General features: G+C 61.5%; 17 protein-coding genes and 3 pseudogenes. 9 read left to right on the top strand and 11 right to left on the bottom strand.

The features are described from left to right. Nucleotides 1–85: 85 nt before the first annotated feature. Nucleotides 86–400 (top strand): annotated as a pseudogene (locus NCS58_RS32215) (TetR/AcrR family transcriptional regulator); the annotation flags it as partial. Between the two features lie 380 nt (nucleotides 401–780). Here the strand turns inward: NCS58_RS32215 and NCS58_RS32210 are convergent. Genes NCS58_RS32210 through NCS58_RS32185 form a run of 6 tightly spaced genes read right to left on the bottom strand, consistent with a single transcriptional unit; the run spans nucleotide 781 to nucleotide 7047 of the window. Then, a complete protein-coding gene (locus NCS58_RS32210) occupies nucleotides 781–1635 on the bottom strand; it encodes an NAD(P)-dependent oxidoreductase (protein ID WP_061121853.1) in 855 nt (284 codons plus the stop codon). 45 nt (nucleotides 1636–1680) lie between these two features. Then, the gene (locus NCS58_RS32205; RefSeq protein WP_061121865.1) at nucleotides 1681–1995 is read right to left on the bottom strand and encodes an EthD family reductase; all 315 of its coding nucleotides are present in this window, start codon (nucleotides 1993–1995) and stop codon (nucleotides 1681–1683) included. After that, the gene (locus NCS58_RS32200) at nucleotides 1985–2473 is read right to left on the bottom strand and encodes a (2Fe-2S)-binding protein (protein ID WP_250478429.1); all 489 of its coding nucleotides are present in this window, start codon (nucleotides 2471–2473) and stop codon (nucleotides 1985–1987) included. Before NCS58_RS32200 ends, NCS58_RS32205 begins: the two co-directional genes overlap by 11 nt. Further along, on the bottom strand, nucleotides 2470–3330 hold the full coding sequence (locus NCS58_RS32195; RefSeq protein WP_061121855.1) for a xanthine dehydrogenase family protein subunit M: 861 nt from the start codon (nucleotides 3328–3330) through the stop codon (nucleotides 2470–2472). The genes NCS58_RS32200 and NCS58_RS32195 overlap by 4 nt, the downstream gene beginning before the upstream one ends. Beyond that, nucleotides 3327–5714: a xanthine dehydrogenase family protein molybdopterin-binding subunit gene (locus tag NCS58_RS32190; protein ID WP_250539002.1), complete on the bottom strand. Its 2388-nt coding sequence runs from the start codon at nucleotides 5712–5714 to the stop codon at nucleotides 3327–3329. The genes NCS58_RS32195 and NCS58_RS32190 overlap by 4 nt, the downstream gene beginning before the upstream one ends. Before the next feature lie 49 nt (nucleotides 5715–5763). Further along, the gene (locus NCS58_RS32185; RefSeq protein WP_235024305.1) at nucleotides 5764–7047 is read right to left on the bottom strand and encodes an MFS transporter; all 1284 of its coding nucleotides are present in this window, start codon (nucleotides 7045–7047) and stop codon (nucleotides 5764–5766) included. Between the two features lie 405 nt (nucleotides 7048–7452). Here NCS58_RS32185 and NCS58_RS32180 point away from each other — a divergent pair, with 405 nt between their 5' ends. The 3 genes from NCS58_RS32180 to NCS58_RS32170 all read left to right on the top strand — a co-directional run bounded on the left by NCS58_RS32180 (nucleotide 7453) and on the right by NCS58_RS32170 (nucleotide 10096). Further along, a complete protein-coding gene (locus NCS58_RS32180; RefSeq protein WP_061121857.1) occupies nucleotides 7453–8217 on the top strand; it encodes an enoyl-CoA hydratase/isomerase family protein in 765 nt (254 codons plus the stop codon). A 55-nt stretch (nucleotides 8218–8272) separates the two neighbouring features. After that, nucleotides 8273–9184, top strand: coding sequence for an SMP-30/gluconolactonase/LRE family protein (locus NCS58_RS32175; RefSeq protein ID WP_061121858.1), 912 nt, complete (start codon nucleotides 8273–8275; stop codon nucleotides 9182–9184). Between the two features lie 111 nt (nucleotides 9185–9295). Continuing rightward, nucleotides 9296–10096: a TetR/AcrR family transcriptional regulator gene (locus NCS58_RS32170; RefSeq protein ID WP_250478428.1), complete on the top strand. Its 801-nt coding sequence runs from the start codon at nucleotides 9296–9298 to the stop codon at nucleotides 10094–10096. A 301-nt stretch (nucleotides 10097–10397) separates the two neighbouring features. Here the strand turns inward: NCS58_RS32170 and NCS58_RS32165 are convergent, their stop codons facing one another. Then, on the bottom strand, nucleotides 10398–11039 hold the full coding sequence (locus NCS58_RS32165; protein WP_061121868.1) for a TetR/AcrR family transcriptional regulator: 642 nt from the start codon (nucleotides 11037–11039) through the stop codon (nucleotides 10398–10400). Nucleotides 11040–11273: 234 nt separating this feature from the next. Here NCS58_RS32165 and NCS58_RS32160 point away from each other — a divergent pair, with 234 nt between their 5' ends. Continuing rightward, nucleotides 11274–11747: a nuclear transport factor 2 family protein gene (locus NCS58_RS32160; protein ID WP_061121859.1), complete on the top strand. Its 474-nt coding sequence runs from the start codon at nucleotides 11274–11276 to the stop codon at nucleotides 11745–11747. A gap of 24 nt (nucleotides 11748–11771) precedes the next feature. Continuing rightward, the gene (locus NCS58_RS32155) at nucleotides 11772–13208 is read left to right on the top strand and encodes an MFS transporter (protein ID WP_250539001.1); all 1437 of its coding nucleotides are present in this window, start codon (nucleotides 11772–11774) and stop codon (nucleotides 13206–13208) included. 302 nt (nucleotides 13209–13510) lie between these two features. Here NCS58_RS32155 and NCS58_RS32150 read toward each other — a convergent pair whose 3' ends face one another. The 4 genes and pseudogenes from NCS58_RS32150 to NCS58_RS32135 form a co-directional block, all read right to left on the bottom strand. Then, a complete protein-coding gene (locus tag NCS58_RS32150; protein ID WP_409219336.1) occupies nucleotides 13511–14887 on the bottom strand; it encodes a transglycosylase SLT domain-containing protein in 1377 nt (458 codons plus the stop codon). Then, the gene (locus tag NCS58_RS32145; protein WP_250478431.1) at nucleotides 14868–15149 is read right to left on the bottom strand and encodes a hypothetical protein; all 282 of its coding nucleotides are present in this window, start codon (nucleotides 15147–15149) and stop codon (nucleotides 14868–14870) included. The genes NCS58_RS32150 and NCS58_RS32145 overlap by 20 nt, the downstream gene beginning before the upstream one ends. A gap of 218 nt (nucleotides 15150–15367) precedes the next feature. After that, nucleotides 15368–15812: pseudogene (locus tag NCS58_RS32140) on the bottom strand (integrase). A gap of 224 nt (nucleotides 15813–16036) precedes the next feature. Beyond that, a complete protein-coding gene (locus NCS58_RS32135; protein ID WP_061121862.1) occupies nucleotides 16037–16996 on the bottom strand; it encodes a LysR family transcriptional regulator in 960 nt (319 codons plus the stop codon). A 119-nt stretch (nucleotides 16997–17115) separates the two neighbouring features. Here NCS58_RS32135 and NCS58_RS32130 point away from each other — a divergent pair, with 119 nt between their 5' ends. From NCS58_RS32130 to NCS58_RS32120, 3 genes and pseudogenes are all read left to right on the top strand, one after another. Next, a complete protein-coding gene (locus NCS58_RS32130; RefSeq protein ID WP_061121863.1) occupies nucleotides 17116–18282 on the top strand; it encodes a mandelate racemase/muconate lactonizing enzyme family protein in 1167 nt (388 codons plus the stop codon). Nucleotides 18283–18440: 158 nt separating this feature from the next. Further along, nucleotides 18441–19799, top strand: coding sequence for a C4-dicarboxylate transporter DctA (dctA, locus tag NCS58_RS32125; RefSeq protein ID WP_061121864.1), 1359 nt, complete (start codon nucleotides 18441–18443; stop codon nucleotides 19797–19799). Between the two features lie 76 nt (nucleotides 19800–19875). Next, nucleotides 19876–20306 (top strand): annotated as a pseudogene (locus tag NCS58_RS32120) (NADP-dependent malic enzyme); the annotation flags it as partial.

Here is a 20306-nt window from a genome sequence, read left to right as displayed (position 1 = left end):
CTCAGGAAATTCGGCAAGATGCGCACATCAACAAACCCAAAACCGATCGCTATTGACAGGCGGAGTCATATCAGCCGCACACTAGTATCCGGAGACGTTTCGCAAATCTCTGGAGCGCGACAATCGCATGTGCCTGAGCAGTTTCATGGCAGCTGAATACGACGATCTGCCTGAAGCGGTTAAAAAGGAAGTGCAGACCTTCGCGGACGTCAATGTGGCGTGGCTCCGCAACTCTCTGGAGGCGGCGGGCGTCGTTGCGGACGAAGGGAGCCAAGAACGGGCGTGCGCGATTTACGCGGCAGTGGCCGGCGCTCAACTGATGGCGCGGGGCCGGGCGGACATCGCGTTGTTCGACAGATTGATAGGCAGCTACCGGACAGTCGGACTGTTGCCGGGGTGAGAGGCGTCTCTGGACCTAAAGATGAGATGCGGCGCACATCGACCCGCAACGTTATCGATAGAGGGGCCCGTGCTTTAGAGCCTCGATCACTGAGTCGATGAGCCGGCACAAGGTTGGCGCTGCAGGGCCGGAGACGGCTTTCTGCAGTTGAGCGGCCATTTGAGCGACCGGTGAAAGCACGATTCAATGTCAGCACCTGGCCGACTGCCGCCTGACACGGTCGGCTGAACCCGACCCGGAGCAGACTTCCGCGTTTGCGCGGAGACGACGGCCGCTTCCCACACGCAGCGGTCATCCATGCGTGCGACGAACTCTTGCGCTCCACACATGATGCGAGCGGCTGACACCTCGCGTCAAACGGACCGTTTCTGATCGCCAACTCATGAATCATCGGACTCGATCGTGAACTTCGCCATCGCGGACCAGTCCCGATCGCCCATGCCCGCATCAATCGTTTCAGCCATGCGCGCATATACCGCCGCCAGCAGCGGCAACGCACGGCCAGCCTCCTCGGCCGCTTCGGCCGCGAGCCGCAGATCCTTCATGCCAAGCGTGGCCTTGAAGCCCGGCTCGTAGTTTCCGTGCGCGATGTTCGCGGAATAAACCTGATACGAGCGACTGCCAAACAGCGTGTTCAGAATCAGGTCGAAGAATCGCTCGCGCGGCAAACCGTTTGCCTCCGTCAGAACGACGGCTTCGGCCATTGCCTCGATCGCCATCGTAATCATCATGTTGCAGGCGATTTTCGCGGCGTTGGCGGTCGGCGCCTGGTCGCCCATATCCCAGACGCGACCGCCGATCACGTCGAGCAGCGGCCGCACCTTCGTGACAGCATCGGGCGGACCGCCCGCCAGCACGTTGAGTTCGCCCTTCGCCGCGACGTCGGGGCGTCCGAGCACCGGCGCGGAAACGTAACCAATGCGTGCCGATTCGTGGGCCGCAACGAGCTCGCGCGCGAACGCAACCGAGATCGTCGACGTGACCACGTGAACCAGCCCGGGTTTTGCCTGCGCGAGCACGCCCGACGCGAGGAGCGTCGAGCGGATCGCATCGTCGTCGAACAGCATGGTGAGCACGGCGTCGCCCCGAAACGCCTCGACCGGCGAGGCCACCGTCGTCACACCGTCCACCGTTCCGCCCGAGCGGTTCCACGCCTTCACGCCATGTCCGGCGTGCGCCAGATTGCGCGCCATCGCGCGTCCCATCGCGCCAAGACCGATGATGCCGATTTCCATGAAATTGCCTCCTTGATCGAATCGATGTTGATAGGGAGCCTCTTTTCAGAGCGGCAGCACCCGCACGCGGCGCGGCGCGATCTCTGTGAAGCACGGCAGATCGGCCATCACCTCCGAAACTTCCGGCGATGCGAACGCCGCATCGACCGATGCTTCGTCGCGAAATTGGCATTCGCAGATCGCGAGCGTACCGGCCTGCTCCACTGCCGGAAAAAACGCAGCGACACCGGTCAAGCCGTAACGCGACCAGCGATGCATAACGAGCGGAAGGTGACGCTCGACGTAATAAGCGCGGTCGAAACGCGCGCCCGGTTCTCCTTCATACGTCACGTAAACCGCGACGGTGGAATCATTCGTCACCGTTTCCTCGAGATAAGCGGCCGCCATGCGCCGCACGATAGACTGCATTGACGATGCTTTCGTAGCCGGTGCATCGGCACAGGTTGCCGCTGATGGCGCGCCGTATTTCTTCCTGACTCGGCAACGGATTCTGCTTCAACAGATCCGCGGCCGCGACGATCATGCCGCTCGTGCAAAAGCCGCACTGGAATCCGTTCTCCGCGATAAACGCCTCTTTCAGCGTCTCAATTCCCTCGATGCCTTCGATCGTCCGCACATCGTTGCCCGAAATCGACGCCGCCAGGACGAGGCAAGCCTTTCTTACCTCGCCATCGATCAGCACTGTGCACGCCCCGCAATCGCCGGTCAGACAGCCGACGCGGGTCCCTTTTGCATCCAGCGCATCGCGGATCAACTCGACGAGCAACAGCCGCGAGTCTATGTCCGCGAAACGCGGCTCGCCATTGAGCGTGAGCCGCACCTGAATCGTTCCTTTCATGCCTTCGCTCCCGCGAGTAGCGTGCGCAAATGTCGCCTCACGACACCCGGCACGATGGCGCGACGGTAATCGCCGTCCGCTAGTTCATCGTTCCAGCCTTCGCCGACGAGATTGAGCGCCCTGCTTGCGGCCTGCTCGATGAGTGCATCGGGCGCGAGCAACGATCTCTCGTCGATCGTGAAGCGGTGATACGCCGGTCGGCGCCCTGCCGCACCGACCGCGAGCCGCACGCTCGCCTGCGTGCCACGATGCAACGAGCATGCGACGGTCACGATCGGCCACGAACTCGCGCTCGCCTTGTACTTCTGGTACTGGCAGGCGATGAGGGTCGCGTCGCGCGAGACGAGAATGCCCGTGAGGAATTCGTCCGCGCGCCGCGCGGTCCGAAACGCGTCGGCGAAAAAATCACACGCCGGCATGCAACGCTTTCCCTGGGACGAGTGCAACTCGAACACCGCCTCCATCGCCGCGAGACAGCCCGGCGCATCGGACGAAGGATTCGCAAAGCTCGCGGCTCCGCCGAGCGTTCCCTGATTGAGGATCGATGCGCCGCCCGTGACTTGGGCGGCCATCGCGGCGAGCAGCGGCGCATGGCTTGCGACGATCGGCGAGGCGAGCAGTTGCGCGTAGGTCGTCATCGCGCCGATACGCAGGTGCGTGCCGTCCAGCTCGATCGAATCCAGACCGAGCCCGCTCAAACCGATGAGATGCGCGGGCCGCACGAGGTTCGCCGACATCGACGGCACCAGCATCGTGCCGCCCCCCAGCACGGACGCGTCCTCACCGAAGCGAGCCAGCAAGTCTGCTGCTTCGTCGAGTTCCTTTGGCTGATGAAAATCGAAGCGATGCCCTATCACGCGAATCGCTCCCGCAGGGAAGCGATCACGCGCGCGGGTGTTGCCGGCACGTGCGCGAGGCACGCATCGTTACCCAGCGCGTTCGCCACGGCATTGCTGACGGCCGCAAGCGCGCCGCCGAGCCCCGATTCGCCCGCGCCCTTCATCCCGAGCGGATGAAACGGATTGAGCGTCACGCGATGCCCGACGCGGATCGGCGGAAGATCGTTCGCACGCGGTAGCAGGTAGCTCTTGAAGCGATCGGTGATCATGCGATTCTGCTCGTCCAACTTGATGAGTTCCCACAGCGCCACGCCGATGCCCATCACGATCGCACCCCTGAGTTGCGCTTCCACGAGCGCGGGGTTGATCATCGCGCCGCAGTCATGCACCACGGCATAGTCGAGGAGCTTGCTGTTGCCGGTGGCCATGTCGAGTTCGAGCGCGACGGCATGCACGGAATACGAGAACGTCGGGTAAGTGGCGATGCGGCCTTGCGCGTCCGGCTCCACGCGTACATTCTTCGGCGCGAAGCTGCGCGTCACTTCGAGCGGAAGGGTCACGCCCGCAGCCACGGTGAACGGACGCAGGTGGGCGCCGAGTGCGAGTTCTGCCACGGCGATCTGCGCGCCGTTCGACTGGCGGCGCGCATGCCCGTCGCGCAACACGATGTCGTCGGCCGTTCCGCCGAGCATATTGGCGGCGCACTGCGCAAGCCGGTCACGCAGTTCCCGCGCGGCGAGGTACGCAGCCGTGCCGCCATACATGAGCGCACGGCTGCTGGCGTTGCCGGTGCCGAGCGGCGTCACGTCGGTATCGCCTTCGATGATGCTCACCTGGTCGGCGCGCAAGCCGAGTTCGCCCGCGACCATCTGCGCGATGCCGGTGTCGCTACCGCTGCCGGGTGACGTCACGCCTGTCAGCACCTGCACGTCGCCCGACGGCATCATGCGTACCGTGGACGTCTCGTAGCCGTTGGGAAAATTTCCCGGCCGCGCGCCGCCCTCCGGCGTGAGTTCGAACGCAACGCCGATCCCGATGCGACACTCCGAATCGCGCGCGGCGCGCGCCCGTGCCTGCCATCGCGGGTAGTCGAACATCGTGAGCAACTGCTCGAGGCCGCCCGGATAGTCGCCGCTATCCACGTTCAGGCCGGATGGCAGGAGGCGCGGCAAGGCTTCGCGCGCGACGAGGTTGCGGCGGCGCAGTTCGACCGGATCCATGCCGGTCTGTTGCGCGAGCAGATCGATCGCGCGTTCGAGCACGAGATTGCCGATCTCCTTGCCGTAACCACGTATGGCTTGCCACGGCGGCTGGTTGGTCATGGCCAGCGAGCACTCGACGTCGCAATGCTCGATCGTGTAGACGGTCGGAAACACCGCCGGCGTGACGAGCGCCATCGCCCAGCTATGACCGGCGCCGATGATCCCGACGTCGACTAGTATGCGATCACGCCAGGCGATCAGCCTGCCGTTCTCATCCGCGGCAATCTCGAAGCTGTGATGCTGTGACCGCGCGCCCGCGAGCAAGGTCTCTCGCCGTTCCTCGATCCATGCCACCGGGCGCTTCGTGAGCCGGCTGAAGAGCGCGACCAGCACTTCCTCCGGATGCCCCGCCATCTTGAGCCCGAACGTGCCGCCGATACGCGGCGCGATCACGCGCACCTGCGACTCCTTCACGCGCAGCGCGGCAGCGATCAGCCAGCGGCTCGTATGGGGATTCTGGAACGTGCCAGTGAGCGCGTAACGCTCGCCGCGCGCATCCCACTCGGCGACATAGCAGAGCGTTTCCATCGGCGCGCTCGTCGACGAGCCGATTGTCAGTTCACCTCGCGCGACGTGTGCCGCCCGCGCGAACGCGGCATCCGCGTCACCTGAGCGGATGCGGTCGTGCACGAGCAGATTCGTGTCCCAGCCGGGCTGGACGATCGGCGCACCGTCGCGCAATGCGTCACGCGCGCTCACGGTCGGCGCGCGCACTTCGTATTCGATGCGAATCTTCGCGAGCGCCGCCTGGGCATCGTGAACCGAAGTCGCCACGAGCGCCGCCACGGGTTGACCGAAGTAGGTCGCCTCTTCGAGCGCGAGGCAGCGGCTCTGCAGGGGACCGCGCGCGCCTTTCGCGGGCAGGTCCATCGCCGGCGGCATCGCATCGCTGAAGAGGGCCGCTTCCTCGCCCGTCAGGCCGGCGACAACGCCGGGCATCGCCAGCGCTTCGGACAGGTCGATCGACACGATCCTCGCGCACGCGTGCGCGCTGCGCAGTATGGCGAGATGGAGGGCATCTCGAGGAATGAGGTCAGCGCTGTAGTCGACACGTCCCGAGACGAAGCGCGCGCCATCCAGTCGCGCCACGCTTTCCCCGAGCAGGCTCCCCGGCGATGCATCCTTGAAGGTCTGTTCCATGTTTGCCGCGTGCGGGCCCGATTGCGCAGCCTCGACGTTCGTTGGTTGATTATGCATTCGACTGACGGCCGGTACGCATGCAAAGCATCGCGCATGCACCCAGTGCAAGCAGCGTGGTCATCAGATAAAGCCCACTGCTCAGCGTGCCGCTCAATGTCTTGAGCCAGCCCATTGCGAACGGACTGGCGAAGCCGCCTAGCAGGCCGAGGCTGTTGACGAAGGCGATTGCGGCAGCAGCCACGGACGAGCCCGCGAAATAGTCGGATGCGAGCGACCACAGCAGCGGAAGTGTGACGAACACCGTGGTCGATGCGATCGTCAGCAGCACGATGGTCGCAGTCAGATCATGCGCCATAAGCGGCAGCAGCGAAAGCGCAATCGCCCCTGCGAAGGCGGCCAGCGCGCCATGCCAGCGACGCTCGAGCAGCCGGTCCGAGTTGCGGCAGATCAGCACCATGCCCACGGCCGCGATACCGTAGGGAATCGCCGACAGCCAGCCGACACGCTCCACGCTCGTCGCGCCCGCGCTCCTGAGCACCGTCGGCAACCAGAAGCTCAGCGCATACGTGCCGCAGATGAAGGTGAAATACGCGAAGCTTATAAGGTACACCTTGGGATCGGCTATCACCTGCCGCAACTGTCCGGTATGCTTCGGCTCCGCGTCGCTGCCTTCGGCACGCAAGGCATGGCGCAAAGCGTCACGCTCCGATTCGGTCAGCCATTTTGCACGCCCGATGTCGTCCGACAGCGTGAACCACGTCACGATGCCGAGCAGCACCGCAGGAGCAGCTTCAACGATATAGAGCCACTGCCAGCCCGCGAGACCCGCGACGCCGCCGAGCCGCGACATCGCCCAGCCCGACACCGGTCCGCCGATCGCCCCTGCGATCGGAAAGCCCGTCATGAAGAGCCCGAGAATCTGGCCGCGGCGATGACGCGGAAACCACTGGCTCAAGTAGTACACGACGCCCGGAAAGAAGCCGGCCTCGAACACGCCGAGCAGAAAACGCAGCCCGTAGAACGCGGTCGGGCTCGATACCGTCGCCATCGCGCAGCCGGTGATGCCCCACAGAACCATGATGCGCGTGATGGTCTTGCGTGCGCCGATGCGTTGCAAGAGCAGATTGCTCGGCACCTCGAACAAAAAATAGCCGATGAAGAAAATGCCGGCGCCCAGACCGTACACCGCATCGCTGAAGCCGAGCGCGTCCTGCATCTGAAGCTTGGCGAAGCCGACGTTGATGCGGTCCAGATACGCGACCACGTAGCACACGATCAGCAGCGGCACGAGCCGCAGCGCGACCTTGAAATACAGCGCACGTTGCGTGTCCATTTGGGGCGTCGCCGGGGCGGGCGAGTTGGTATCGAGAGCGATTTTGCGTGACATGATGACCCTCTCAATGTTGGTGGACGGAACGGCATACGAACGACGGAAAGCGTCTCATGAAGCTGTCTCCTTGAACCTCGGACATGCTGATGGTCCGGCGGCATCTGTTCTTTGTCAGGGCGTACCCGCAGGCGGCGGATCGCTCGGACCAAAAACTGATCGATCGAACAGTCAGCACAGTAACGGATGGGCAAACACCCGGTCAACCGGAAGCGGGACCGGAATTTCCCTTGTTGACTGATCGATCAGTCAGGGCTAGTATCGGCGCTTGATTACCTTGCGCGGATGCATGCCAACGCCATCGGCGGCGTGCGCCGGCGCGATTTCCAACGTTGAGCAGAGGACAGAGCCGTGAGCAACTTCGACGAATACGCAGACAAGTTCGAGACCATCCGCATGACGCGCACCGACGGCGTACTGGAGATGCACTTTCACACACACGGCGGGCCGCTCGTGTGGAATCTGACGGCACACCGCGAGTTCGAGCAGGCGTTTCTCGACGTCGGCCGAGACCGGGAAAACGACGTCGTGATCATGACCGGCACGGGCGATGCGTTCAGCGGGCCGTCCATCGCGCCGGGCATGCACCAGAACCGCAATTCGATGACACCCACGATCTACGATCCGATCTACTGGGAAGCGAAGCATCTGCTCATCAACCTGCTCAATATCGAAGCGCCGGTGATCAGCATCATCAACGGGCCGGCCGTGCGGCACGCGGAGCTTCCACTGCTGGGCGACATCGTGCTGGCATCGGACACTGCGACGATCCAGGACACCGCGCACTTCCAGGGCGGCATGGTGCCGGGCGATGGCATGCATCTGATCATGCCGCTGCTCATGGGCCGAGCGCGCGGCCACTACTTTCTGCTGACGGGCCAGAGCATCTCAGCCACCGAGGCGCTGGAGATGGGCCTCGTCAACGAAGTGCTGCCGCCGGCAGACCTGCTGCCGCGGGCTCGCGAACTCGCCCGGTCGATGCTCAAGCAACCGCGTCTCGTAAGACGCTATACACGCACCTGCCTGAATCAGGAACTGAAAGCTCGCCTGCACGACGTCCTGGGTTACGGACTCGCGCTCGAAGGCATCGCCCGCATGAAGGAGCCGGCCGTCTGAGCGGACGGATCGGATTCGTCGATATGGATATCAACATCAGGATCAAGGAGGCAACATGACTGTCAGCAGCATCACGAGACCTATCGATATGGTGGGTTCGGTCATCGACGTGATCGATTCCACACCCAATGTGCTGGGCGAATCGATCATCTGGGATGAGAAAACGCAACTGCTCTGGTGGGTAGATGGCATCGGGCAGGCAATCCATCGCCTCGACATTTCAAGCGGCGCCAAGAAAAGCTGGCCGATGCAGGAAGAAATCGGCAGCATCGGTCTGCGCGCGAAGGGCGGCCTGATCGTGGGGATGCGCTCGGGCTTCTACTTTTTCTCGCCCGAAACCGGCGAGCTGACCGAAGTGGCGCGTCCCGACGCCGAGCGGCCGAAGAACCGCTTCAACGACGGCAAATGCGATCGTCACGGCCGTTACTGGTCTGGCACCGTGGAAGCAGCCGCCTACACGCCGCGCGGACGTCTGTTCCGTCTCGATCCCGATCTGAAGCCGCATCTGATCATGGAAGGCATCACCTGCATCAACGGCATCAGCTTCAGTCCCGATAACCGGCTCATGTACATGACCGATTCGTTCAGCTGCCAGATCGACGTGTTCGACTACGATTCGGTCGATGGCGCCATCTACAACCGCCGCAAGTTCGCGGAAGTTCCGCTCGGGCGCGGCATCTGCGACGGCTCGACCGTCGATGCCGACGGCTGTTTCTGGAGCGCGAACATGGATGGCTGGTGCGTCACGCGCTATGACCCGCGCGGGAGAATCGACATGGTCGTCAATCTGCCGGTGCGACGCGTGAGCAGCTTGTGCTTCGGCGGTCCGGACCTCGACACCCTCTTCATCACGACGGCGCGCCGGCGGATGAGCGAGAAGGAACTCGCGCAGCAGCCGCTCGCGGGCAACGTGCTCGCGGTGCGGCCCGGCGTCAAGGGTCTGCCGGAGCCGGAGTTTCTCGGATAAGGGCGTGCGCGGTCCGGTCATCGCGTTGCAGGTGGCGACGCGGCCCGGATCGTCTCGCCCGCGTCGCGCGAGGATCACGATATACTGACTGATCGATCGAATAGTACCGCCATGGAGCTTGCGGAGATGAGAACACAACGCGAAAAGAAGGAGTCCGCACACGCCGGCAACGGTGCTCAGGAACCCGACCGCGCGCCGGGTACGCGCTTATCCGCGATCCTGAATGCGGCCGAGCGCGTGTTCGGCGAGCATGGCTACGCCGGAGCGAGCATGCGAAACATCGCGGACGAAGCGGGCGTCGCGCAGGCGCTCGTGCACTACCACTACGCGACCAAGGACAAGCTCTACGAGGCCGTATTCGAGCGGCGCTCGTCAGCGATCAATCAACACCGTAGCAAGTTGCTCGACGACCTGTTTGCGAGGGAACGCAAGGCCACCGTCGAAGACGTGCTGACGATCGCCTTCACGCCGCTGTCGGAGATTTTTCATGGGGAGGATGCCGTTAATCTGGCGCTTTACGTGCAGCTGGTGGCGTCCGTGAGTCTAGGCAGCGACGAGCGCTCCCGGCGCATTCGTGAAACCTACTATGACCCGATTGCGGAGCGAATCATCGACGCCCTACATACGGTCGTGCCTGGCATCGCACGCGAGCAGGCGGTGTGGGCGTATCTTTTCTCTGTCGGAGCGCGGCAGCAGGCCCATGCACTCAATGGCCGGGCGATGCGACTAGGCGCACAGGACCGCGAAAAAAAGTCGACAGCGCATTATGCGGACCTCGTTCGCTTCGCGGCTGCGGGCATTCGTGCGCTGGTGCGCAACGAGACGGATCTCGCAGCGTTATCGAAGGGTCCCGAAGGCCGTGTCACCAAACCTCCAAGCAACCGAAAGCCTTCGCCATCGCGTACCCACTGAGTTGCACAATGCGCCGTTCAAGCGATGCGGCTTGATCACACGGCCGCCGGACGTTGACTCTAATTGGAAGAGCCAATTGATCCGCGGATTGTTACGGATGCCTTTTCGGAGTTGGGCGAGGTTACTCGACGTACATCGAGCCACTCGGGCCGGTGGCCGCCCGGTCTTGCTGTTGGCCCAGGGCGACTCGACGATCTGCACCAGTGCCTTGCATGGCACCAAGCGCTTCATCTCGTCGAGGGAACTCGCGCTTGCCCGTCTTTCTCGTCGACAGGCAATGCTAAGCTGATCTGCTTCCGGACTAAGTCTTGCCGACCTCCTTAGGCATCGGCTGGTCCACTGCGGCATCCCAGATTCCCATCGCGTCGGTCACGGCCTTCTCGATGACGGCATGCCGGACACGATCGCGGGCGAGCACAGACAATCCCTGGAAAAAGCAGTCGAACGCGATGGACAGCGATGCCGGATCGGTGCTGCTGCGCAGTTCCCCACTCTTGATGCCCCGTACTACGCAGGCGCGGAAGCCAGCGCGCGTGCGACTGCGCACGTCACGAAGCAACTGGGTGACGGCTTCACTGCCGGTGGAACTGGCCCCGACAACGCCCAGCGCGACCATACAGCCTTTCGGGTGGCCGCTCTCAGTCTGCATTTTTGCCGACCGTAGCAGCGCAAGGAACACGCCCTCCCGTGGCGGAAGCGACGTGTCATGGAGACTGCGCGTCACCTTGCCATAAATCTCCATGTATCGCTCCAGCGCCTCCTTGTACAGCGCCTCCTTGGACTCAAAGGCCGCATAGAAGCTGGGCGCGGAGATGCCCCCGCCGATCGCCGCTTTCAGCTGCGACAAAGACGTCGATTCATAGCCATGTTCCCAGAACAGGTGCATCGCCGAAATGATCGCCGCATCGCGGTCGAACGTGCGTGGCCGACCCCGCTGAACCATGAACATCTCCGCAGTCAAAAATTTAGATACTAGTCGATACACAATCTCTGGGCAAGTCGCGACTTACAACCTCCCGCGCATGGCACCGGGCCGTTCAAGAGGGCAGTTGACACGGCCTTCCAAGCTCCTCTATATTTGTACCACTCGGTATGTAAAGCCAGAGCAGCGCGAGGCCACGACACGAACCCCGCATTTTTTTTCGCTATTTGTGTACCAATCGGTACGTAAAAACCAATGTCCAAAGAACTCGAAGCACGCCTTGACGCCATCGAAAGCCGCTTCGCCATCGATGCGCTGATCGCTAACTACGCCGAGGCGTTCGACACCATGAACATCGAACTGCTGGCCACTCTCTGGCATCCCGAATCGAGACTGCTCCTGGGCGCAAATGGCAACTCCGACGGCCTGGAGGCCATCCTGGCGCAAGCACGCATCAACATGAAGCGCATGCCACATATGCATCACTGGATGGCGAATGCGCTGATCACGGTGGACGGTGACAACGGCCACGGGCTAGTGGCGGCGGACTGTCTTTTTTACGACGTCGATCAGGGCACGCTCCAAGTGAGCGGCCAATACCGCGACGTCTATCAGCGACGCGACGGCCGCTGGGCATTCCTGGAGCGCACCTTCACCATGCACTACGCCACGCCGCTCCAGAACTGGCACCCCATCACGGGAACGGAACGCTTCGGCCGTCCGGCCTGACGCGGTCCGCCGCCGCCAAAACCTATGCATACGACAACCTCTTCCACGCGTCGATGGTCGGCGTTCGCGGTGTTGCTGGTGGGAGCATTTCTGCCTCCGCTGGACTTCTTCATCGTGAACGTCGCCCTGCCGTCCATCCAAAGCACCCTCCACACGAGCGCCGCAGAGCTGCAACTCGTCATTTCCGGATACGCCGCGGCCTACGCGGTCTTCCTTATCACAGGAGGACGGCTAGGCGATCTCTTCGGCCGGCGGAGGATCTTCCTGATCGGCGTCACGGGCTTCGGACTGACATCGGTGATCTGCGGCCTCGCATCGTCACCCGCCATACTGATTTTCGGGCGCGTGCTGCAGGGCGTGAGCGCCGCCGCCATGGCGCCGCAAGGGCTGGCCTCCATTCACGCCTTGTTCCCAGAGAAGGAGCGCGCGCGCGCTTTGGGCCTCTACGGCGCCGCGGTGGGACTGGCCGCCGTAGCCGCGCAGGCGCTCGGAGGTGCGTTGATCTCTGCGGACATCTTTCACCTGGAGTGGCGCGTCGTCTTTCTCATCAACTTGCCAGTCGTCGCCGCCGTCCTGATCTTCGGGCTGCCGTTGCTACCCGACGTCCGCGGTGACAGCCCGGCACCCGTAGACCGGATCGGGGTGCTACTCTGCGCGCTCACGCTGGGCTTGCTCATCGTGCCGCTGGTCGAAGGGCGGGAGCTGGATTGGCCGTGGTGGGCCTGCGCAATGCTGTTCGCGTGCCCCGTCGCTGGAGTAGGCTTTTGCCGATACGAGGCGGCCTACGCCCGCCGAGGCGGCGTGCCCCTGATCAGCATGGAGCTGATCCGGAGGCCTGGCCTGATGAGCGGGCTTACGGGCGTCCTCTTCTTTTATGTCGTCTCTGCTTTTTTCCTGACGTTCTCCGTCTACCTCCAGGCGGCACTTGGAATGAGCCCACTCGAGACAGGGCTGGTTTTCCTGCCGTTCGGGGTCGGCGCCTTCATCGGGCCGCTGACGACTCCGCTGGCGATCCGCCTCTTCGGCGACCGCGTCCCCGCCGTCGGCATGATGCTCGAGGTCGCCGGCTGCATACTCCTCGCCGCCCTCGTGGCCGGCGCGCCCGGACAGATGCCGGCTCAGTTTCCGTTGATCGGAGCGGTAGCACTCCTGGGATTCGGTCAGGGCTGGGCGCTGCCGACGCTGGTGCGCTCGGTTATCAATCGCGCACCGGCGACCGGTTCCGGGATGATCGCGGGCATCACGAATTCGGCGTTGCAAATCAGCGCAGCACTGGGTGCCGCGGTCATCGGCGGCGTCTTTTTCAGTGTCGCAGGGACTTCACCGGATCCGCTGACCTTGGCCAGGGCACTGGTCGTCGCAATGGTGTGCGTCGGCGGCAGTCTGGCCGTTTCCGCCGTCCTGTCTATCGTCGCTTCAAGATCGAGCCATCATGCCGCTGCAAGGACCGCCGCTCGTTGAGCCCAGCCCGCCATCACTCGCGGCAACGAGAACATCGATGCTCGTTCCCCCGGCATGCACGGCAATCCAATTGCGAGCCGCACGGGCCGAGCGCCGCAGGGCGTGCTCCGCGTCGACCTTGCCGGATGCAGGCCCTTGGACATGCGGGCGGAGATTGAACAGTTGGGGATCGTCGACTTGAGATGGATGCCCGCCTGCTGACACGCTTGCGCGATCCCCGCGTGCCACCAGACGCGAAGAAGCTTGTCGCGTGTCGGCGAACCGTCGGCCACGCGATTTGCGTTGCCCGGTCAGCCGCTCCGCTACCGAACCACGCGGCTGCGCTGCGCCTGCGCTTCCTTGAGAAGGTGGTAGGACGCGTAGTACTTATAGATGTTTCGCACATATGTGGTCGTCTCGACGCCGATCTTCTCGGCCACCACGATCTCCACGTTGTTGAACCAGACATCGGAGTTGAGTCCGCGGGCGGCAGCCTCCTTGCGCATCTTCGCGATGTTTCCCGGTCCGGCGTTATAGCTGGCAAAGGCGAATAGCGGCCGGTCCACCTCGGAAAAATGGGCATCCCGGAAGTAGCGGGTCATCAGTTGATCAAGATACTTCGCGCCGGCATGAATGTTCGACTGCGTAACCTTGATGTCCCCAACGTTGAGTTCCTTCCCTGTGGCCGGCATCAGTTGCATGATGCCGACCGCGCCCACCCGACTCTTCGCATCCTGATTGAGCTGCGATTCCTGAAACCCTTGGGCGGCGAGCATCAGTGGATCAAAATTGTATTGCTGGCCATACTTCTCAAAATACGCCACCGTCTGTCTGAAACGTTTGAGCTCGGCACTCTCCGTGTTGTTGTGAATCTGCTTCGCACCCTGCACGTACTGCTTGAGGCGGATCTCCGCTACGCTTTGCTTCCTGATGAACTTCTCATAGAAGTCGCCGATCACCGCCTTTAACTGGGGGCTATTCTTGCGAATGGCCCAGCCGACGACGCCGCCCTCCCGCACCGCCATGTTCTCGTGCACCTTGACGTTCGGCAGCATCTGCGCCCACATGCGCGCCTTCCAGTCATCGACGACCAGGATCTGAAGCAGGCCCACGTTCAGCATCTCCATCGCGTCTTCGTCCTCGAGCGCGTCCGGTAGCAGCACGATTCGCATCGGTGGCTTGCCCGCCTGCCGGAAGCGGTTGTTCAGTGCGATCAGGCTTTCGTAATAGCTGCTATGGCGGCGAACGTCGACGGTCTTGCCCTTCAGGTCACCGAGGGTGGAGAGCGCGGGTGACTTCGGACCGGTCAGAACGAGTTCACGCGTCAGCTTGAGCGCGTGTGCGCTAACAAAGTCGGACTGTTTCAGGCGATCCTCAGTCACCGTCAGATTGCCGGCCGCGATATCGCCGATGCCTTCCGCGAGCCCGGGCAATAGCCGGTCGCGTGTTGTCGGGATCATGATGACTGTGAACGGGCGCTTGCCGAGGCGATCTGCATAGGTCTTGTTGACGAATCGTTCAAAGTCACGCACGGTATCCGCGGTCACCCCACGCTCGTGTCCGCGATCATTGAAGTACAGCGTGCGGCTAAAGGGAACGAGAACTCGAATCATGCGACGCTCGAGCATCGCGTCGAAGTCGCCGCGCCAAGGCTTGTTGGTCAGATCGATGCGGCGCGTCTCACTTGCAGGAATCGGCACGGACGCTGTCGGTGATGCTGACGCCGATGATGGCGCGGAAGCCGGCTGAACCGCGGCGCAAAGCGCGCTCCATAAGCCGAGCGAAGCTCCAAACAAGACTGAAAGCAGCCACGCACGAGCGAAACGCATCATACACACCGAACTTTTCGTTTTCAGCGTTGCGCCCGGCCCATTTGGACCATCGTTGCACGGACGCAATCATCTGAGCTTTCGAGGTTTTTTGCGTGCCCGCCCCCTCGACTCTTACAGCATAGTTGCGCATGAAAACGGTTCAAGCCTTCAGCGTGACAACAGGCTTCTGTCGGAGGTGTCACCGATCGGCAAGGTCGCAAAGTTGCCAGAGGCGTTTCTGGGGCTGAGCGTCGAGAAGCCCTTCGGCGGCCAGTAGGCCGGGGCACGGGTCAACAGTGCAGCGCATCATCCGGCCTTCGGATAAGGCCGTAGATGGCCGGCAAGCGCCCGCTCACCGGCCAACAGTTATCAGACTTCGGTTTGTTCGGCCATCTCGAGCGCGTCGTCCACCTCGATATCAAGGTATCGAACCGTGCTCTCAAGCTTGGTATCCAAGAGCAACTGAACCGCGCGCAGGTTCTTGGTGCGTCGATATATCAGGGCTGCCTTCGTGCGGCGCATCGTGGAGTGCCATACGCGGCGTCATCCAGTCCGATTGATGCGACCCAGCGATGCACGATGCGTGCAGGCTGGCGCGTGGACACATGTGCTGACACGTGCAGGCGACTGGGAAACAGAAAGTCGGCGGGCTTCAGCGCCCGTGCCGAGATCCAGGACGCGACACGTTGGAAGACATCTACAGCCTCGTTCGAATCGCCCATATTTCCCGAAGCTTCAACGGAGGTTTCTGGCCGGTCAACCTCCCCTGATTCCATGGCACCCGGCGAGCGCCGGAAGAAGTAAGCGTTTCCATGACAATCTCCTCTTCGACGAAGGGAGATTGATTGTGCACTTGGCGAAGTGGGCGATTTTCGACCCAACTCCGCCACTCGTTACTTTCCATCGTCAGCGTCTCGTAGCGGCGAACTTAAGTCATTCGGGCGTCGACTCGTCGCTGGTGCTAAGTCAAGGCTGACCGAAAGCAACGTTATGAGTAAGACGCTTGCGAGCGTTCCAAGCTACCTTGCTTCCAACTCATCAAGCGCGGCTCCGCTTCTTTCGCTCCCGCGGCTCCGCGCCGGTGTCCACCGGAGTGAACGGTGCCTGAAATCGACTCACGAGGAAATCAATGAAGGCGCGCGCCCGGGCTGTTTGATTCTTCTGCCTCGGGTAATAGACGAATAAGTCGGCCGACGGTAGAACCGTGTTAGGCAGCACAAGTTGGAGACGCCCGCTCTGCACATACTTGGCTAGGTCCCATTCAGATCGTATCAATATCCCGTGTCCTTCAAGCGCCCATCGAAGTACGATGTCGCCGTCGTTACTGGACAAGGCCCCTTTAACCTTGATGGCCTCGGTGTGGTCATTCACGATATAGCGCCAGACGCCATACGCGTCGTCATTCTGGCGGTGGATGATGCAACGATGCTGGGCTAGATCTTCGACGCGCTCGGGTGTGCCGTACTTCTCAAGGTATTTTGGCGAGGCACAAAGAAAGCGGCGATTGCTCATAATCCTTCGCGCGCTCAAGCGAGTGTCTGGAAGTTCGCCGAATCGTATCGCCATATCGAACGCGCCATCAACAAGATCGACTGGACGATCCGTGACCTCAAACTGAATTTCGACGCTGGGAAAGCGTTTTGCGAATTCCGAGACCAACGGCGCGATTGTTGTCCGGCCAAAGCCTAGCGTCGCATTGACGCGCAAAAGCCCTTGAGGATCGCCTTTCGTTCCTGAGATTGCTTCCTCCATCTCCCGGACCTGCCCAACGATCTGCGTTGCGTAGCGAAGGTAAGTTTCGCCTTCAGGCGTGAGACTCACGCTCCGCGTTGTTCGATTGACCAGTCGTACACCGAGTCGCTGTTCAATGACGCCAAGCCTCTTCGTCGCAGCTGGCGGCGACAGATCGAGCGCTCGGGCGGCACCGGACATGCTCCTGAGTTTCGCCAGAAGAATAAAAAACTCGAAATCTGTCGCTGTCTGCGTTTCCGTATTCACTGAAATTGAAAAGTGATATGAACAGAAGTGCAGTTTAGCAGCCTTTTTCGCGGTTAAGCTACGTCCCATGTTGCAGCCAATGAGTCGCAACAATCTCGTAAAACTCTGGAGACGAAGCCGTGAGAATCGTTGAAATTCGCGAAAAGACCGTTCCGATCAGTTCCCCGATCCGTAATGCCTATATTGACTTCAGCAAGATGACGCTGAGTCTGGTCGCCGTCATCACCGACGTGATTCGGGACGGCAAGCCGGTGGTCGGCTACGGCTTCAACTCCAACGGCCGGTACGGGCAGGGCAAGCTCATGCGTGAGCGGTTCATCCCTCGTATCCTCGAAGCCGATCCCGCCTCGCTGGTCAATGACGCTGGCGCTAACCTCGATCCCCACAAGATCTGGGCGACGATGTTCACCAACGAAAAGCCCGGTGGTCACGGCGAACGTTCGGTCGCAATTGGGACCATCGATATGGCGATCTGGGATGCGGTGGCGAAGATCGAAGGCAAGCCGCTCTTCCAATTGCTGGCGGAACGCTACGGCAACGGCCAACCGGATCGCAAGATTTTCGTGTATGCGGCAGGCGGTTATTACTATCCGGGCCAGGACCACGAGAAGCTGAAAGACGAGATCCGCAGCTATATCGACCGCGGCTACACCGTGGTGAAGAAGAAGATCGGCGGTGCATCGCTCGATGAAGATCTTCGCCGCATCGACTCGATTCTCAGCGTGCTTCAAGACGGCCAGAAGCTTGCCGTCGACGCCAACGGTCGCTTCGATTTGGACACAGCAATCCAGTACGCGAAGGCGCTCTCGCAATACGACCTGTTCTGGTACGAGGAACCGGGCGATCCGCTCGACTTTGAGCTGCAAGCCACGCTGCGGAACTACTACGACAAGCCGATGGCGACGGGCGAAGACCTGTTCTCGATGCAGGACGCGCGTAACTTGATCCGCTATGGCGGCATGCGTCCCGACCGCGACTGGCTGCAATTTGACTGCGCGCTGAGCTACGGCCTGGTGGAGTATCTGCGCACGTTGGACATGCTGCGTCAACACGGCTGGTCGCCGAGCCGCTGCATCCCCCACGGCGGTCACCAGATGTCACTGAACATCGCCGCTGGCCTCGGCTTAGGCGGAAACGAGTCGTATCCGGACCTGTTCCAACCGTACGGCGGCTTCCCCGACGGAGTCAAGGTCGAAAACGGCTACATCACGATGCCGGACCTGCCGGGTATCGGCTTCGAGGGTAAGTCGGATCTCATCGCCGAGATGCGCAAACTCTCGGACTAAACACTCAGCGGTATCAAGGCATCGACGGTTCTCGTCGATGCCGCGCCTATAAAAACACAAACACAGGCGACACGCGGCCGTGCTCACCACAGCGGACTATCTCGCTGTGGCTGCTCGTTCGCACTCCACAAAAAAGACGCCAGTCATAGGAGACAGACATGCTGGTATCGAAAGTTAGGAAGACGCTCTCGAAGCTCTATGTGCAGGTTATTATCGGGATCATCGCCGGTATTCTGCTGGGCCACTTTTATCCGGACATTGGTTCTCAACTCAAGCCCCTTGGAGACTTGTTCATCAAGTTGATCCGAATGCTGCTCGCACCGATCATCTTCGCGTCGGTCGTGGTTGGCATTGCCCGCATGAACGATCTTCATGAGGCGGGCCGCGTTGGGGTTAAGGCCGTGCTGTACTTCGAAGTCGCATCGACGATCGCACTCCTCGTCGGGATGGTTGTCGTGAATGTCTTCAAGCCTGGTGTCGGCATGAACGTCGATCCGTCGCACATCGACGGGTCTGCGATCTCAACCTACACGACTGCAGCGAAGCAACATGGCATGCTCGACTTTTTCATGAGCATTGTGCCGAACAGCATCGTTGGCGCGTTCGCCAACGGCGAGATACTGCCCATCATTTTCTTCTCGCTGCTGCTTGCCATTTCTCTTGCCAAGTTGGGGCCTCGGACTGCACCGTTTGTCGACATGCTCGACATGTTCCTTCAGGGCATGTTCGGTGTGGTGCGGATTGTCATGTACGTCGCACCTATCGGGGCGTTCGGCGGCATGGCCTTCACCATAGCAAAGTACGGCATCGGCACATTGGCTTCCTTTGGCCAATTGATGTTGTGCCTCTATCTGACGTCGATCTTCTTCGTGGTTGTGATCCTCGGCCTTGTCATGAGGATGTGCGGACTGTCGCTCTTTAAATTCCTTCGCTACATCAAGGACGAGATCCTGATCACGCTCGGCACGGCCTCCACGGAAGCGGTACTTCCGCAGATGCTGATCAAGATGGAACGGATGGGCTGCTCGCGACCGGTTGTTGGAATGGTGCTGCCGACCGGCTACACCTTCAATGCTGACGGAACGGCAATTTATCTCACGATGGCGGCCCTGTTCATCGCGCAGGCGATGAATGTGCATCTGACGATCTGGGATCAGTTGCTTGTGCTTGGTGTGCTACTGCTCACCTCGAAAGGCTCAGCGGGGGTCGCGGGTGCTGGATTCGTTGCACTGGCTGCCACGCTCGCGTCGATGCACAAAATACCGGTCGAAGGTTTGGTCTTGCTTCTCGGCGTTGATCGCTTTCTCAACGAAGCTCGGGCGGTGACCAACCTGATCGGCAACGGTGTTGCAACTGTGGTGGTCGCGCGCTGGGAAGGACAGCTCGATATGAACACTGCGCGTGCGGTGCTCAATCGTACGAACGTAGACGAATTCGAAGAGCTGCAGCCGATCGACCATCCCGCCATTGCATTCCCATCGACCGGTGATGCGTCCGGGCGATCGAACGCTCATTGAGCCTCCACAACATCCTTGTGCAAATTGGCAGTGGCCCTTAGGCGACTGCCAACTTCTTTTTTAGAGCATTGCCGAAATGACCACGCAAACGGACAAAGAAGGTTTTCGCGAAGCCGCGCTCAATTATCATGAGTTTCCGACGCCGGGAAAGCTCGCTGTCGTGCCGACCAAGCAAATGATCAATCAGCGCGACCTCTCGCTCGCGTACTCGCCGGGCGTCGCGTTCGCGTGCGAGGCGATTGTCGAGAATCCGCTGAACGCCGCGCGCTTCACTGCGCGCAGCAACCTGGTGGGCGTCGTGTCGAACGGCACAGCCGTGCTCGGACTCGGCAATATCGGGCCGTTAGCCTCCAAGCCGGTGATGGAAGGCAAGGCCGTGCTCTTCAAGAAGTTCGCCGGTATCGACGTGTTCGATATCGAGCTGAACGAAAGCGATCCGCACAAGCTCGTCGATGTGATCGCCGCGCTCGAACCGACCTTCGGCGGCATCAATCTGGAAGACATCAA

The sequence above is a fragment of the Caballeronia sp. INML3B genome, from assembly GCF_023631305.1.
GTDB classification, from domain to species: domain Bacteria; phylum Pseudomonadota; class Gammaproteobacteria; order Burkholderiales; family Burkholderiaceae; genus Caballeronia; species Caballeronia turbans.
The sequence above is the reverse complement of the archived record's forward strand: the minus strand, read 5'-3'. Positions and strand labels throughout refer to the sequence as shown.